This window comes from uncultured Desulfovibrio sp. (genome assembly GCF_902477725.1).
Lineage (GTDB): Bacteria > Desulfobacterota > Desulfovibrionia > Desulfovibrionales > Desulfovibrionaceae > Desulfovibrio.
Genome location: NZ_CABSIF010000013.1, coordinates 14,558 through 31,169, shown reverse-complemented (window position 1 = coordinate 31,169; position 16,612 = coordinate 14,558). Strand labels below are relative to the sequence as shown.

10 protein-coding genes are annotated in these 16,612 nt (G+C 57.7%); 2 read left to right on the top strand and 8 right to left on the bottom strand.

The features are described from left to right. Window positions 1-39: 39 nt before the first annotated feature. The 4 genes from RDK48_RS12050 to RDK48_RS12035 all read right to left on the bottom strand — a co-directional run bounded on the left by RDK48_RS12050 (window position 40) and on the right by RDK48_RS12035 (window position 5,077). Complete coding sequence (locus tag RDK48_RS12050; RefSeq protein ID WP_298992355.1) at window positions 40-1,104, bottom strand: ABC transporter ATP-binding protein; 1,065 nt, start codon at window positions 1,102-1,104, stop codon at window positions 40-42. A 2-nt stretch (window positions 1,105-1,106) separates the two neighbouring features. Then, window positions 1,107-2,798 (bottom strand): iron ABC transporter permease, encoded by a 1,692-nt coding sequence (locus RDK48_RS12045; protein WP_240824836.1) that lies wholly within the window; start codon window positions 2,796-2,798, stop codon window positions 1,107-1,109. 93 nt (window positions 2,799-2,891) lie between these two features. Beyond that, window positions 2,892-3,947: an ABC transporter ATP-binding protein gene (locus RDK48_RS12040; RefSeq protein ID WP_298992348.1), complete on the bottom strand. Its 1,056-nt coding sequence runs from the start codon at window positions 3,945-3,947 to the stop codon at window positions 2,892-2,894. Between the two features lie 140 nt (window positions 3,948-4,087). After that, complete coding sequence (locus RDK48_RS12035) at window positions 4,088-5,077, bottom strand: ABC transporter substrate-binding protein (RefSeq protein WP_298992344.1); 990 nt, start codon at window positions 5,075-5,077, stop codon at window positions 4,088-4,090. Between the two features lie 276 nt (window positions 5,078-5,353). Here RDK48_RS12035 and RDK48_RS12030 point away from each other — a divergent pair, with 276 nt between their 5' ends. After that, window positions 5,354-6,460, top strand: a complete 1,107-nt coding sequence (locus tag RDK48_RS12030) for an alanine--glyoxylate aminotransferase family protein (RefSeq protein WP_298992341.1) — start codon at window positions 5,354-5,356, stop codon at window positions 6,458-6,460. 317 nt (window positions 6,461-6,777) lie between these two features. Next, window positions 6,778-8,412: a bifunctional diguanylate cyclase/phosphodiesterase gene (locus RDK48_RS12025; RefSeq protein WP_298992339.1), complete on the top strand. Its 1,635-nt coding sequence runs from the start codon at window positions 6,778-6,780 to the stop codon at window positions 8,410-8,412. A 130-nt stretch (window positions 8,413-8,542) separates the two neighbouring features. Here the strand turns inward: RDK48_RS12025 and RDK48_RS12020 are convergent, their stop codons facing one another. From RDK48_RS12020 to RDK48_RS12005, 4 genes are all read right to left on the bottom strand, one after another. Beyond that, window positions 8,543-9,820, bottom strand: a complete 1,278-nt coding sequence (locus tag RDK48_RS12020) for a glycosyltransferase (protein WP_298992334.1) — start codon at window positions 9,818-9,820, stop codon at window positions 8,543-8,545. Window positions 9,821-9,838: 18 nt separating this feature from the next. Further along, window positions 9,839-11,974, bottom strand: coding sequence for an HD domain-containing phosphohydrolase (locus RDK48_RS12015; protein WP_298992332.1), 2,136 nt, complete (start codon window positions 11,972-11,974; stop codon window positions 9,839-9,841). A 109-nt stretch (window positions 11,975-12,083) separates the two neighbouring features. Beyond that, window positions 12,084-14,045 carry an HlyD family type I secretion periplasmic adaptor subunit gene (locus RDK48_RS12010; protein ID WP_298992329.1) on the bottom strand — a complete coding sequence of 654 codons (1,962 nt, stop codon included), beginning with the start codon at window positions 14,043-14,045 and terminating at the stop codon, window positions 12,084-12,086. A gap of 72 nt (window positions 14,046-14,117) precedes the next feature. Beyond that, window positions 14,118-16,469 (bottom strand): type I secretion system permease/ATPase, encoded by a 2,352-nt coding sequence (locus RDK48_RS12005; RefSeq protein WP_298992326.1) that lies wholly within the window; start codon window positions 16,467-16,469, stop codon window positions 14,118-14,120. Window positions 16,470-16,612 lie beyond the last annotated feature (143 nt).

Below are 16,612 nucleotides of genomic sequence, written 5' to 3'. Positions count from 1 at the left end.
CAGCGGTAAACAGATCAAGCGTATTGGTGAACCACGCTGTTAGCTGGCGGCATCCACGGGGAACCACAAGGGTTTCAAAAAGTGCAGGCGGCAGGTTTCACCTTCCTGCGGACCGCGGGCATAGCGCCCCTTCTGCACACGCACGCTCTGCTCGCCCACGCGTACCTGATAGTCAAGCTGCTCACCCAGAAATGTACGCCGTTCCACAATGCCGGGTACGCCGCCTTCGTCCACAAAATCAATTTCGTTGGGGCGGCTTGCAACAACGCCGCGCCCTGCCTGCACAATGGCGGCATCAGGAACGCACCCCGCCGGAAAGTCGGCACTCACGCCATCAAGCTGCATATGTGTTGCCGTTACCGCCATCTCCGTAAAGTTTGACAAGCCTATGAAGCTGAACACAAAACGGTTGGCGGGGCGGGTGTAGACCTCCAGGGGCGATGCCACCTGCTGCACCACGCCGTTCTTCATCACCAGGATGCGGTCAGAAAGCGCCATGGCCTCAGACTGATCGTGAGTCACATACAGGATGGAGAAACCGTAAATCTTTTGCAGTTCCTTGATCTCAAAGCGCATTTCTTCCCGCAGGTGCGGATCGAGGCTTGAAAGCGGCTCGTCCAGCAACATGACTGAAGGATTGATGGCCAGCGCCCGGGCAAGAGCCACGCGCTGCTTGCCCCCGCCGGAAAGATCCGCAGGGCTTTTTTGTGCAACTTCCAGCAGGTTGGTATGCCGCAAGGCATCCGTGGTGCGCTTGTGCAGTTCCGCTGAACCGATCTTCTTGATGTGCAGCGGAAAAGCCACGTTTTCATACACGCTCATGTGCGGCCACACGGCAAAGGCCTGAAACACCATGCCGAAATCGCGTTTTTCAGGCGGCAGATAGTATTTTTTGGCGCCGGACGAAAGCAGCTTGCCGTTCACGCTGATTTCGCCCTCGTCCAGATCCTCAAAGCCCGCCACCATGCGCAGGGTCGTGGTTTTGCCGCAGCCAGACGGCCCAAGCATGGAAAAGCATTCGCCATCGCCGATTTCAAGGTTCAGGGATGAAACAGCCTTAACCTTGCCAAAATACTTGCTAACATTGTTGAGTGTAATGGACATAATCAGGCCTGCCTGGACTTGGCGAAGTGGTTGATAATGCTCTGCCCCGTCACGATAAGAATGAGGGCAATGCCGGCCAGAGCCGCCGATGTCACGGTTTCGCCGTCTTCATTGAGGGTGTAGATGGCCACGCCGATGGTGCGGCTGGTTGTGCCGTAAAGCATGACCGAAACCGTCAGTTCACGTAGCGCAGGCAAAAAGATAAGAAAGAAAGCCGCAACCATGCCGGGCCGCACCAAGGGCAGCACCACATCGCGCAGGGCCTGCCACATGCTTGCGCCGCAGGCGCGGGCCGCCTCCACCAGCGAATCGTGCACCTGTTCCAGCGCCGCCGAGTTGGCCTTGAGCGAAAAAGCCATGTACCGCGCAATGTAGGCGATAAGGATAATCCAGATGGTGTTGTACAGATTCACGCCAAAGCGTCCGCTCCAGGCCAGTATCACGCCAAGGGCGATGACCGAGCCGGGCACGGAAAAAGGCAGCATGCCCAGAAATTCCAGAAAGCCCTTGCCCCGCACCTGCATCTTTACAATGACGTAAGAAATCATGACGCCCGCAAACATGGTGATGGTGGCGGCAGCCAGCCCAAGGCCGATGCTGTTCTTGATGGCCTGCTGGGTCTGATCCCACTCAAAAAGCACATACTTGTAGTTGTCGAGCGACAGATTCTCCCAGGTGATGGGCACGCCGTAGGTTTTAAGCCCGCCCACAAGAAAGATGGTCACAGTAGGCAGCACAATGGTGATGGCGATGTACAGCAGGCAGAATACAAACAGAGGGGTACGCAGACCGCGCAGCTTGAGTTCCATGGGCCGGAAGCTCTTGCCCCCGATGATCTGGTATTTACCGGAACCCAGCACCTTGCGTTGCAGCCAGATAATCAGGCCCGCCGTAACAACCAGCACCGAGGCCAGCACAGTGCCGGTGCGGATGGAGGCAAAACTGCCCGCGCTCTCATGGATGCGCTCGTAAATCAGCGTGGGGATGTTGTAGATGCCCACCTCAATGCCAAGCACAGCCACGGTGCCAAAGTGCGCCATGGAATACAGCATGATGAGCAGCGCGCCCGAGAGGATGCTGGGCAGCACCAGGGGCAGGGTTATCTTGCGGGTAATGGTGAACAGGCCCGCGCCAGATATCCTGGCCGATTCCTCCAGCGTGGGGTCCATGCGCTCTAGCGCGCCGCATACCTGAATGAACACAAAGGGGAAAAGATACATGGTTTCAATGGAAATGATGCCCGCATAAGAAAAGATGTTAAACAGGGCATCTTCCGCACCGGTGACATCGCGCCAGAGTCTGTTGATATAGCCAGCGCGGGGCGAGAGCAGCATCTTCCAGGCCAACGCGCCGATGAACGAGGGCAGCATGAAGGGCACAAGGAACATGCTCTTCATAAAGCCCTTGTAAGGAATATCCGTACGCGTCACCAGCCATGCAAAGAACGTCCCCACGGTGGTGGCGCAGAGGGTTACGCCGCTGGCGATAAACAGCGAGTTCATCAGGGCCTGATAGGTTTCGCCCTCGCTGAGGGTTTTTACCAGATCCGCCGCGTTGAACTGCCCGTTTACAAAAAAGGCGTTGAAAAAGATGAGCGCCACCGGCACCACGACCACGATAACCAGAATAGCAATGGAGAGCAGCAAAATCACCTCTGCCACGCCCCACGAACGCTGTTGTCTGACTGCTTGCATACCTGACCGCCAAATTTGGAGTAATCCTGCGCCCGTTATCCTGCCAGCCGAAGGGCCTGACACTCTGCGCGGCGCGCTGCTGCAAAATCCAGCCTAGCTGAACCAGTGCGCCCCACGAAGGTTGATGACGCATTCGTCCCCTTCGTGCAGCAAGAGGTCGCGGGCCAGAGCCTCGTGGGTATCCACCGCCGTGCGCACCTGCTGGCCGCACACGTCAAGCTGATAATCGGTAAACGCGCCCAAAAAGCTGGCGCGGCGCACCGTTGCCCGCAACCCCTGTCCCTGACGGCCCAGTTGTACATCTGACGGACGGAATCCCACCCGCACCTCGCCAGCAAGACCAGCCTGCGGCGCAAGAGGAAAAACATGCCCGTCAATAGTCGCGACCCCGCCGTCTACGGTTGCCAGCAAAAAATTGCTCATGCCCAGGAAGGAGAAAACAAATTCGTCTGCCGGGGTAGCAAAGAGCTCTTCCGGCGTGCCTATCTGGCGGATAGCCCCCTGCTCGTCCAGCAGGGCCATGCGGTCAGAGATGGCAAGCGCGATTTCCTGATCATGGGTCACATACAGGATGGTTACACCAAGATTTTTTTGCAGTGCCTTGATTTCAAAGCGCATTTCTTCACGCAGGTTGGCATCAAGGTTGTTCAGTGGCTCGTCCAGCAGCAAGAGGCTGGGCTGGGCCACCAGGGCGCGGGCCAGGGCCACCCGCTGCTGCTGTCCGCCCGAAAGCTGGGAGGGAAGGCGATCTTCCATGCCGGTGAGGTTCACATCATCAATGCTCTTTTGCACCAGAGCCGCAGCCTCCGCGGCATCACGACGGGCGATCTTGAGGGGATAGCCCACGTTCTGGCGCACCGTCATGTGCGGCCACACGGCATAGTCCTGAAACACCACGCCAAGGCTACGCTGCTCGGGCGGCAGGGCCGTGCCGCTCTCGGCATCAGCCACCACTTCGCCGCCAATACTCATGCGCCCGGCATCCAGCGTTTCAAAGCCTGCCATGATACGCAGCAGCACAGTTTTGCCGCAGCCGGAAGGCCCGATGAGGGTGAAGCACTCGCCGTCCCGCACCGCAAGAGATAAATCCTTAAGAACCGTGTGGTCGCCAAAGGATTTTGATATGTTTTCAAGAAGTATTTCTGCCATGAAAATTCCCGCTTGCGCTGTGCGCGCTGTCGGGCAGCGCCTGCCAGTTTCTCCCCGGCAAACACGCCCGTGGCTGATTCAGACCTCCCGCGCGGCGTAACCGCGCGGGAGCAGGACGCGAAATTGTAACGTTTCCGCCACTATTTCGACATCATAATGTCTGTAAATTTCTTAACAGTGGCTTCCTTTTCGCTCAAAATATGCTGGTAATCAATTTTTATGCCGCGTTCAAAGGCCTTTTCACTGGTGGGCAGGCCAAATTCCGCCGGAGGCACAATACCCTTGCGCACGGGCAGGGTTCCCTGCTCGGCCAGAATCTTCTGCCCTTCTTCTGAAAGCAGAAAGTCCACAAACTTCTTGGCCGCTTCCAGATTGGGGGTACCCTTGAATATGGCTGCGGGGCTGGGGATTACCAGCATCTCAGGCGGATAGACCAGAGCAAGGTCTGCGCCCTTCTTGATTTTTTCGTTCACAATGTAGTCCACGCCGATGCAGGCCAGAAGGTCGCCGGAAGCAGTGTCGTCAATGACCTGACCGGAGCCCTTGCCCATACGCGCGCCGTTTTTATGAACATTCTCTATGTATTCCCAGCCAAATTTGTCCACCAGCAGCTGAATGCTCATGTAGGACGTGCCGGAAAGCGCCGGGTTGGCAATGCCAAAGGCCTTTTTGAACTCGGGCTTCATCATGTCGCTCCACTGAGTGGGAGCTTCCTTCACGTGGCGCTTGTTGTAGGCGATGCCAAGCGTACCCAGACGAATTGCCGTAAACGAGCCGTCAAAATCGGGAAAAGGATTGATGACGTTCTTCAGCTCGGGGGAATCGTATTTTTCCAAGATGCCCTCGGACTTCATGTTAAAGAAGTCCGGCACTTCGCTTGTCCAGATAATGTCGGCCATGATCTTGCCCGACTGACGCTCTGTGGCGATTTTCGCCATAAGCTTGCCCGCGCCAGCAGACTGATAGTCCATAGCAATATCAGGATATTTTTTAACAAAAGCCTCTTTGAGCGAACCGATAATAGATTCCTTCATGGAGGTGTAGACCACCAGTTTTTCGACTGCAAAAGCCGAAAATGCCGAGCCCGCCCAAAAGACGGCAGCAAAAAAGAGGATGCTGATTCGTTTCATCTGTCATTCGCTCCTTTTGAATGTTCTCTGAAAACCGGGCACGTTCCGGCTGACTGTTCCATGCTGCCGGAATTTTTCTCAAAGGTAGCCAATGCAGGCGATGAAGACAATGCGTTTTTATCCTGATGGCTCTTCTGTCAGTCCAGTATCGGGCAAGCCCCCCGCAAGACGGTTCCGAAACATTTCCATGCGTGTTAGCGTTCTCTATCCGCCGTCGCAGCAAGCGCCCGGCATGGGCCTGCCAGCGCAGGCCCCCACACAAACCAGGAGATTGTCATGACCACGGTTTTCGGAACACTGGACCATGTGCTTCTGATGGCCCCCGGCCCCAGCCCGGTTGCGGCCAACGTGCTTGAGGCCATGAGCCTGCCCACTCTCGGGCATCTTGACCCTGACTGCATCAAGGTTATGGACGCCCTGCAAGAGCAGCTTCGCGCTGTATGCAAAACAAGCAATGCCGTGACGTTTCCCATCTCGGGCACGGGCTCCGCAGGTATGGAAGCCTGCTTTGTCAACCTGGTGGAACACGGCGACAACGTGCTTATTGTCAACAACGGCCTGTTCTGCTCGCGTATGGTTGAAGTGGCCTCGCGCCTTGGCGCGCTGGTAGACACTGTGGAATGCCCATGGGGCGCGCCCATCTCTGTGGACGCGGTAAAGAAACAGCTGGCGCAGAAAAATTACAAGATTCTTGCCGTGGTGCATGCCGAAACATCCACCGGCGTGAACAATCCTGTGGCCGAACTCGGCGCGCTGGTCAAAAACAGCGATACGCTCTTTCTGGTGGACAGCGTAGCCGGCTTGGGCGGCGTGGATGTGCGCGTGGACGAATGGGGCATCGACGCTTTTTACAGCGGTTCTCAAAAATGCCTTTCCACCCCTCCCGGTCTCGCGCCTGCCTCGTTTTCCGAGGCAGCCATGGAGGCCATGGCGCGCCGCAAAACCAAGATACCCAACTGGTATCTGGATGTGCCGCTTATCCGCAAATACTGGGAAGGCACACCCCGTACCTATCACCATACGGCGCCCATCAATATGTACTATGGTCTGCATCAGGCCCTGGACAACCTGTTGGCCGAAGGCCTTGAGGCCTCTTTTGCGCGGCATCAGGCCATGCACGAAAGGCTCAAACTGGGCATGGGCAAGCTTGGTTTCAAGCCCTATGTGACCGAGGGGGCCGCGCCCCAGGTCAACCTCTTTGTGCCGCCCGAAGGCGTGGACGCCAATGCCCTGCGCGCCAGCCTGCGCAAGGATCACAAGATTGAAGTGGCTGGCGGCCTTGGCGCCCTTGCTGGCAAGGTGCTGCGCGTTGGCGTCATGGGCGAAGGCGCGCGCGAAGAACCCATTGACCGTCTTGTGGCGGCGGTAGCCGCCTGCCTGTAGTACGTTAACTTCCCTGCCCCCCGGCCCATGCCTGTGCCCCTTATTGCGCCCAGGTTGCCAGCCGGGGGGCAAAACGCGCGCAGCGTCCTCCGTCTCCCGAAGCCGCAGGCTCCGCCTTGGCGACAACCCCGCCCTTCCGGACAGCGTTTGACTTTTTCCCGAGCAGCACCCTATATTGAGTACGTTGGCTTCCTTTAACGCAGGATGCAAAGGTCGCTCTGGGTTCCGGTTTGTTCATAACCGCAGCCATACCACCATGGAGACATTCACAACCTTTGGCTGCGCTCCCACGCCAGGAAGACCGGGGAAACCGTCACATGAAGACACTTCGCCTCCGCCTTTCCCTGCTGATGCTTCTGCTCTGCTGCCTTTTTACGGCTCTGACACCAACGCAGACAGCCGCTGATGCCACAACCGCGCACAAACCATCGGCAGCCGCATCAGCCTCTTCACCGTCCTCTCCATTCAACGATCAGGCAGGCTTGCCGGTGTACCCGCCGGAAGAAGAGCACTCCTTTGCAGCCCGCATTGACCGGAGCATAAACTGCTCAATTCAGAAGCGCCCCTTTAAGGTTGTTGGCGGCCTCATTGCCTCTTCCCTGGGCATCATCATTTTTCTGCTCTACTGCCTGGGCTGCAAGTGCAGCCGCATCTGCCGCATGGAAGCCCAGATGAACAAGGATGAACTGACCGGGCTGCCCAACATGGAAAAATTCAAGGTGCTGTGCGACAGCCTCATAACCACCCAGGTCACCTCTGACTACATGCTGCTTTCCGGTGATATCTGCCAGTTCAAGACAATCAACGACCAGTTCGGTTTTGGCATGGGCGACAGCCTGTTGCAGGCCTATGCGGCAATTTTGCAGCGTAATATCCTGCCAGAAGAGTGCTGCGCCAGAATATCCTCTGATCTCTTTGTTCTGCTCTTGCGGTTTGATACATGGGAGCAACTTTCGGGCAGAGTCCGCGAAATGGACAAGGAACTGGACGAGTGGCGGCGAAGTCAGGCGCTGCCCTACACGGTGCGTACCGTCTACGGGGCCTACCGCGTACCCAAGGAGCAGGAAAGGGACATGCAGCTGATGCTGGATCTGGCCAACTATGCGCGGCTGGAAGCCAAGCGCTCGTCCGGCATTCCCATGGTGCTCTACAATGAGCATATGCGGCAGGAGGCCCTGCTGAGCCATGAACTGAACGGCAAGCTGGAAGACGCCCTGACCAACGGTGAAATGCAGGTGTGGTATCAGGCCAAGGTAGACATGCGCACGGGGGTCATTACCGGCAGCGAGGCGCTGGTGCGGTGGAATCATCCCTCACGGGGAATGCTGCTGCCGGGCAGTTTTATCCCCATGTTTGAACGCAACGGCCTTGTGGCGTCCATTGATTTTTTTGTATTTGAGCAGGTCTGCCGCAACCTGCGCAGCTGGAAAACGCGCAACCTTCCGCTGCATACGGTTTCCTGCAATTTTTCGCGGCTGCATTTTGACCGCCCCCAATTTACCCAGCGGCTTGCGGATATTGCCGACCGCTATTCCGTGCCGCGCCACCTGCTGGAAGTGGAAATCACCGAAAGCGCCATCATGAACAACCCTGAAGCTGTCTGGCTACAGATAATTCAACTGAAGGAAATGGGCTTCAAAACGGCCATCGACGATTTTGGCGCGGGCTATTCGTCTCTCGGTATTGTGCAGATGCTTGACGCGGACTGCCTCAAGATAGACCGCAGCTTCATCCAGCGCGACCTGCCGGGGCAGCGGGCGCAGATCGTACTTGGCAATATCATTCGCCTGGCTTCGGATCTTGGCATGAATGTCATCAGTGAAGGTGTGGAGACAGCAGAGCAGTCTGCCATTATCATGAAGCTGGGCTGCTACACGGCACAGGGCTTTTTTTACGCCAAACCTGAGCCTTCGCACGAATTTGAAGCAAGGCTCGCCATGCAGGGCCTGTAAGCCGGGCCAGTGTTTCAGGCTCGCATCATACCGCCCGATGCAGCAATGCCGCCCCTGCTGCCCTGATGCTAGGCCTGATGCTAGGCCTGATGCTAGGCCTGATGCTAGGGCCTGATGTCATGGCATGATGTCAGCCTTCTGCCCGGCTTTTCATGCTTGCGCTGATCAGATCCATAAATCTGCGCGTCTGTACATCCGCGTCATACGAGCGCAGCACAGTCTGCCGCGCATTACGCCGCATATGCCCCAGCTGCGGAGCCCGCGCCAGCACATCGGCCAGTTTTTGCGCCATGTTTTCATGATCCCAGAAGTCGCACAAAAAGCCGTTTACGCCGTCCTGCACCACTTCGCGCACAGGCGGCGTGTCCGATGCCACGACCAGTGAGCCGCAGGCCATGGCCTCAAGCAAACCGGTGGAAAACACATGCGGCGCCGCCAGATACACATGCGCGGTGGAATGTTGCAGCATGGCCCGGTATTCCTTGAGCGAACGCGCGCCAAGCAGGTGCACACGCGCCCGGAAGCTCTGATCAATGCCCAGAATATCCACCGCACGGCGCATGGCCTTGCCTGTCTCGGTGCATTCAGCTGGCGTATCTGAGCCGCCACTCTGCTTGCGCCCGGTCTGGGCAATATCAAGCCAGGCCAGCACCACCAGGCAGTTGGGGCGTAATTCGAGCAGGCGCGGCAGACACTTGCGGAACTGGTCAAACCCGCGCGCCGGGTCGTGCATGGGGCCGCAGAAGGTCACCAGCTCATTGCTTGCGCATCCCCAGGAATCAGCCACGCAATCGCCTGCGGCATCGCCATCCTTTTTTTCCTCGTTGGGCATAAAAAAGCGCGTATTGATGCCGCTGGGCACAACCTTTATGTCGCGTTGCAGCGCGGGGGGATACTGGGCGCGCTGCCAGAGGGAGGAGGTGACGGCAAGCTGGCATTCGCCCAGCGCGTTGTACTCCCACAGATTGCACACCCGCAGGGGGGCAAAATCCGCCGGGGGGCGGGGGTTGCCACGCGTAAAAAAGCAGTGGCTCTCGCCATTGTTGTAAAACCAATCGCCCTGAGCCACATAAAAAGCCTTGGGGAAGATGTCGCGCACGTAAAAACTGCCGCCCATGCTTGCCGCAGCGCAGATGATATCTGGGACAAAACCGTTTCTCCGCAACGACAGCAGGGCGTTGCCCGCCCGCGCGCCACGCCGCAGGCGCGTCACGATTTCCTTTTCCGCCGGGTCATCGCTTTCATAGGGCGCGGGGGGCGCCAAACGCAGCCGTCGCACACCGGGAATGGCAAGTTTTTGTCCGGTTTCTGCAAGAAACAGCACGGTATTGTTCTGGGATGCGCCAAAGGCCTGGGCAAGGGAACGGAAGCGGCCAGGAAAAACAGAATTCAAAAAAAGAATGCGCATTGTTAACCCCTGTACCAATTAGGCGCTGCTTGGCTGCGGATCGCCAAGCAAATGCTCCAGAAAAACCATACCCTGCTCTGTTTCCAGAAATGCCCGCAAAGAGCCCACAACCGAGGCGTCATACTTGGGCGGAGTTTCAGACAGGATATTCAGGGCATCTTCCGTACTGTGCGCCTCACGGTAGGAGCGTGGCCGCATAAGTGCGCAGAAGGTATTGGCAACCGCCAGAATACGGGCGTTCAGGCAGATGCTCCCATCGTTGAGGGCCAAGGGGTAGCCGCTGCCGTCCAGGCGTTCGTACATCTGGGTGATGGCCTCCAGCACAGGCAGGCCAAAATCAATGTCTGCCAGGGCCTCGCGGGCAAATTCCACATGCTGTTGCAGCAATGCCCGTTCCTGCGCCGAGAGCGCGCCTGTCTTGGTGAGCAGATCCTTGGGCAACTGGATCATACCCACATGCGAGAGGTTGGCTGCCGTTCGCAGGGTGGCAAGGGTCTCCGCATCGTTGCGGCCAAGTCCACAGGCCAGAGAAACCGCCAACTGCGCCGTAAAGGCGGACTGCCCGCGCAGATAGGTATCCACGGCCTCGATGGCTTTGACGAAAGCGTTGACAGTCTGGGCGACCATCTGTTGCGAACGCTGTTGCGCCACAGCAATATCCGTCATGTCGCTGTATACGGAGACCATGCCCGAGAGCCGCCCGTTTTCATCCCGAAATGGAGTGCAGGAGGTCAAATAATAGCGCAGCTTGCCATCCACCAGCAGGGCTTCGGCAAAGCTGAAGGGTTCGCCCGCCCTGTGCACGGCCAGCGTATGGGTTACAAGGCTGCGCGCAAGCTCCATATCCAGCTCGGAATATTTCAGCCCGCGCAGCTCCGTGGATTTTTCCCTGCCGCATAAACGAGCAAAGCTCTGGTTGGCGTAGTGGATGACGCCGTTCAGGTCATTGAGCACGATACCTGCCGACAGGGCGGAATTTACGCCGTCCATGATCTGCTTTTGCTGGTTGACCACCAGATAGAGCTTGCGCATCTGCTCTGCCACGGCGCGCTCGTTACGGCTCACAAGGCTCCACCACAGGGCGGCCAGCAAACCGCCTGCAAGCGCCGCCATGATCAGTGAAGCCACAACGACGTTCTGCTTTATGCCGGAAAATCTTTCATCAATGCGGCTCACGGGCAAGGTTTGCTCCACAAGCCAAGGCAGGTTGGGCACGGGCAGGGCAAGCCCGTATATCTCGCGCTCGCCTTCCGGCAGGCCGGGATCAACACGTGTGCCAAGCGGCAGTTTTTCATCATGCAGCGACCAGCCGGGCAAATCTGACACGCCCGATACTTCGGTAGGTGCAATGCGTTGCAGCTTTTCACCAAAGGATTGAAGAATAAATGTATTGTACTGGCTGCCATTGCCCGCTTCGCCCGTGGCTGCGGCAGTTACAGGCAAGACGCTGTAGGTGGCCAGCAGCAGGGAAACCACCCTGCCCCCGGTTGAATCCACATACAGGGGCGCAAAAATGGGAAAGGCCATATCCATGACAAGTCTGCCATTTTCGCGCCGCACAGGCATAAGAACGGGCTGTTTGCTGTTCAGGGCCTGCTGCAAATAGGGCCTCTGCTCCTCATCGGGCGGCTGTACGCCCTCAGGGGCGAGGTACATCTGCATGTCTGTATTAACCAGGCTCGCGCCGCTGAAGCTGTTTTTCTCCATGAAGTCTCTGAGATAGTTGACCATCAACGGAAGGCGCGGGGCAATTTTTTTCAGAGGGTCACTGTTGCTGGCAGTGCCCGCCGGGGGCACCGTATCCGCTTCGTCCCCATTCTGGTTTTGCCGGGCCATCTGCAACATATCCGTGGCGGACACGCCCGCACTTGCAACCTCTGCGGCGAACAGCCGCAGCATATCCTGCGTGACAAAAATATTTACCTGACCGGCAAGGGTGCCAGACCACACGGTGAGCAGGGCCACCTTGCCCGAGGCCTGCGAGTTCATGTCCTGGCCCATCTCGCGCAGCAGGTGGGCGCGGGAATCATGCAGATACCAGCGTGCAAAAATAAAAATCAGGCAGAGCGCCAGCACAAACAGTGCCGACATGGTCAGCGCCGCCTTGCGGTTGCGCTGGGCTACGCCTGGGAGAGTTAGTTCTTGGGGTGCCATATATTTTCCTTCATCTAGCGGCGCGTCTCAATAAATCTGTGCAGGAGCATTAACCCTTGAAATGCTGGTTTACGGCAGGCCAAAGCCTGGTCTGCCCGCATTTTTTGCTCTAACGTTCGCGCAGGGCGTTCTGTTTGGCCTTGAGAATGGGCTTGAGCAGATAATCCAGCACTGTTTTTTTGCCGATCATAATGTCTGCCGTCACCACCATGCCCGGCATGATGGGAAGAGATTCGTTGTGGTAGACGATGGCGTTTTTCTGGGTGCGGATCTTTACAAGATAAAAATGCTCGCCCTTTTTGTCTTCAATAGTATCGGCGCTGATAGATTCAAGCTTGCCTTCAATCCCGCCGTAAATGGAGAAATCATAGGCTGAAACCTTGACCATGACATGCTGCCCAGGGTGCAGAAAGGCCACATCCTGCGGCTTGACCTTGGCCTCCACCACCAGGGTGTCGTCAAGCGGCACAAGGTCCATGATGGGTTCTCCGGGTTTGACCACGCCGCCCACGGTGGAAATGTATATCTGCTTGACCGTGCTGCGCACAGGAGCGCGCAGTTCTGTGCGGGTTACGCGGTCGCGCCCTGCCGAAAGATTTTCGCGCAGTGAATTGAGTTCCTGCCTGCGCTTGTTGATCTCGTCAGTAACCGCCGCAATCTGCTCGGCCCTGCGGGATGCTATGCGCTGCTTGGACTCGTCCGCCGCGGCCTTGGCCTTGGGGATTGTGGCGGCAAGAGAATCTATCTGGCCCTGCAGTTCCACAACCTTTTGCTGCATGCCGAGGTATTCCAGCTTGGAAAAGTTGTTGCGCTGCACAAGGGCGTAGGCCGTATTCTTTTGCTCGATGGAAAGCTCGAGGCTGCGGTCAAGCTGCACCTTGCGGGCCGTCAGCTCTTCCACATCATGCAGGCGCTGCACATACTGGGACTGCAAAACATCAATTTCCGCATTGAGCTGATCGCGGCGGCTGTGCCAGGCATTTTCCTGATCCTGAACGATCTGGTGGATGCGCCCCAGCATGCCCGCCTCGACCCTGCGCCCAATGACTTTTTCTGCCCACATGTCAAAATTTTCTGGAAAAACAGGCTTGTCGCCCTTGATCTCAGCTTCAAGGCGGATGATGGCGAGGCTGTTTTCCATGGCCTTGTTTACGGCGTCACGGTAGGCGCTTTCGGCCATTTCATTGTCCAGTTGCGCCAGCACCGCCCCCTTGTCCACAATCTGCCCTTCATGCACAAGCACTGCGCGCAGGATGCCGCCCTCGAGGTTCTGGATGGTCTGGGTGCGTTGCGAACCAACAACCGAACCTTCCGCATGGGTCACTTCATCCACGCTGGCAACAGCCGCCCAGATGATCAGACATAGAAAAAACGCTGCCACGCTGATGGACAGAGCGCGCACGCCGAACTTGGGCCGCCTGGCGAGGGCTGCGTCCACTTCGTTGGCAAAAAGGATATCATCGGGCGTCAGGCCGCGCAGGGGCGCGTCCATGGCTGCGAACAGGCCGGGATTGCCCTGCTGCTGAGCGCCCGACATGCCGCCAGCTCCCTGCTGACCGCTCTTGCCCAAAATTCTGTCTACAGTTTCATGCAACGACTGCCGCAGGCTTTTATCCGGGCACTGTTCATGCTCCCCGCCCATCAGCAACTGACGCAAAAAAAGCTCAAGATTGCTCGGTTCTTTCTTTTTGGCAGCGGCAACATCCAGCCCCATGGGTTGCATGTCTCCGGCATTCTGACCCAGATCGGCCATCAGCGCTTCCAGATCGGGCAATCTTCCAGTACCGGCATCTGGCCCAGACCCACTGGGGGTGGCTGCGCCAGAATCAGCGGCAGGTTCCAGCACGTTCTCGCTGCCGGGCATGGCTGGCAGCGGCGCGTCAACATTGGGCCGTGAAAAATGCGAGCCAAAGGGCATACCCGGCATGCCGCCCGGATGGGGAAAGGCCGAAGGTTCCACGCCAGGGGACAAGAGCACCTCGGGCTTTGACGTGCCGCATTGCGCCCCTGCTTTCTGTTCTGGCCGATTTTCAGCCCCGGTCATATCCATAGTTTTCTGTGGCAACTGCATGCCCTTCTCCAAAAACCGCTGGGCGGTCATTTCAAAACAAAAAGCCAAGGCTCTTCAGCAAAGTTAAAAACTTCAGACCGTTGCGGCATCAGCAGTTTTTTCCTGCGGGGCGGCCTGCTGCACATTGGCCACGTTCTTTTTCGAGCGGTCGCGCAGGCTCTGCAACACGGCATCGCGGGGGCCGTCCAGCTTGACCTGCCCGTCTTCCATAACAATGAGCCGATCCACTATGCGCAGCATGGAGAGCCGGTGGGTCACAAGCACAAGGGTGCGCCCGCCAATGACCGATTGCAGCCTTTTTTGCAGCAGCAGTTCTGAATCCGTGTCCATATTGCTGGTGGGTTCGTCCAGAATGAGTACCTCAGGGTCGCGCACCAGAGCGCGCGCCAGAGCCACAGCCTGACGCTGCCCGCCAGAAAGCGCCTTGCCCTGCTCGCCCACCTGAGCGGCAAAGCCAGCGGGATTGTTGCGCAAAAAGTCTGTGACACCAGCCAGGGAGGCGGCGCGCAGGATGAGGTGATCGTTGATGGTGGGATCCCCCAAGGCGATGTTGTCGCGAATGCTGCCGTAAAACAGCACCACATCCTGCGGCAGCACGCCCACGCGGCCACGCAGTTCCATGCTGGGAATCTGCCTGATGTCCACATCGCCAAACTTCACCGCCCCTTCCTTGGGCTGATAGAGGCCGATAAGGAGCTTTGACAGTGTGCTTTTGCCCGATCCCATGGGCCCGATAATGCCCACGCGTTCACCCGGCTCAATGCGCAGTGAAACATGCTCCAGAGCCAGACGTTCCTGCCGGGGATAGGCAAAAGAAACACCCTCCAGAGTGAATGAAGGGCGCAGCATGCCAAAATCCATGCAGGTTTTTTCCGCCTGATTTTCAGAAGGCAACATCATCAGCATGTCCAGCGCCTTGAGGGCCACATGCGAATTCTGCATACGGGTAAGTAGCGAGGCCATCTGGAGCAGCGGAGCCATGGTGCGCCCCACCAGAATATTGCAACCGATAAGCGCTCCCATGGTCATGAGGCCGTCGGATATGCGGTACACGCCCCACACCACCATAGCCACAGTAACCAGCTGGGTGATGAGCATGGAAGATGTGACTGCAAGGTTGTTATACTTGCGGGATTCGCTGTTGGAGCGGGCCGAAAGGCCCACCACCGATTCCCACAGTTTCTGCATGCGGCTTTCAGCCATGCAGGACTTGAGCGTTTCCAGCCCGCTTACTATTTCCACCAACAGGGCGTTTTTCTGCATGTTCTGCTTGTAGCTGGCCTCGGCGCTCATGCGCGAACGGTGCTGGAGCAGCAGGCCGATGCCGATCATGATGGGCATGGCCCCAATGGACAGCAGCACCATAGGGCCGCCAATGAAGGCCGTAAGCAGCAGAAAAATAACCAGAAAAGGCAGGTCGATGCAGGCAAGCAGACTTGAGGAACTGAAAAATTCGCGCAGCTGCTCAAATTCGCGCAGGTTGTTGACCAGCGCGCCCGTGGATTCGGGCTTGGCGTCCAGCCGCATGGAAAGCACCTTTTCCACCAGCGAACTGGAAAGCACGATATCCGCATTGCGGCCAGCCACATCCACAAAATGCGTGCGCAGGGCCGAAAGCAGAAAATTGAACAGATAGATGATGCAGATGCCGCTGGCCAGCACCCACAATGTTTCTATGGCATTGTTGGGAACCACGCGGTCATAGACATTCATGACAAACAGCGGGCTGCCCACGGCAATGAGATTGATGACCACGCTGGCCAGGGCCACGTGTCTGTAGATGGGTGCGTAATACCGCAGTACATCCCAGAACCAGCGCTTGCCGCGAGCAATGCTGAGGCGTTCGGAACGGTCATCCGGCGCTGCTTCCACTGCAGCAAAGAGCGCATAGCCGGAGTATTCGTCCGTCAAGGCCTCTACTGGCACCAATTGCGTGCTTTCACTGGTTTCGGGAAAAATTACCTCGGCCATGTCGCCGTCAAGGGCGGTGAGCACGCACGAACGGTCATGGGAGAGCAACAGAATGCACGGCAACACAAGGCCTGGAATATCTGCGATATCAGGACGATAAGCGATACGCCCGGCCAGCCCCGCCTTGCGGGCCGCCCGCAGACAGGCCTGAGGCGTTACCTTGCTGCCCGAAAGCCCGGCCATGAGCACATGTGGCGACACTGCCCGCCCGCGCAGGCGCATCAAAACCGAAAGGCTGCGCAACAAGCCGGGCATAAAATCCACGTCTGAAGGCCGCAACGGCCCCATGGTCGGCGCTGTGCGCGGTACCTGGGCTGAATTGCGCCCTGCTGCGCCGGAGGCTTGCTCCGGTGCCGTGTCTGCTGTTTTTTGCGGAGCCCGACTGTCGCCGGATTCCTGTTCAGTTGGTGTGGGCCGTGCCTTTTCCTCTGAATCCGCGGAAATTGTATCCATGCATATTCCATTGATGCTGATGGGGATAAATCGGCATCATCCTTTCGTTATCATCGCGCAGAGCGGCAAAGCCCCTCCCTTGAGGGAATTCACTCTACAGACCAGAGTCGCAAGGCGCGCCGCATGGGTCAGCCATTGATCCC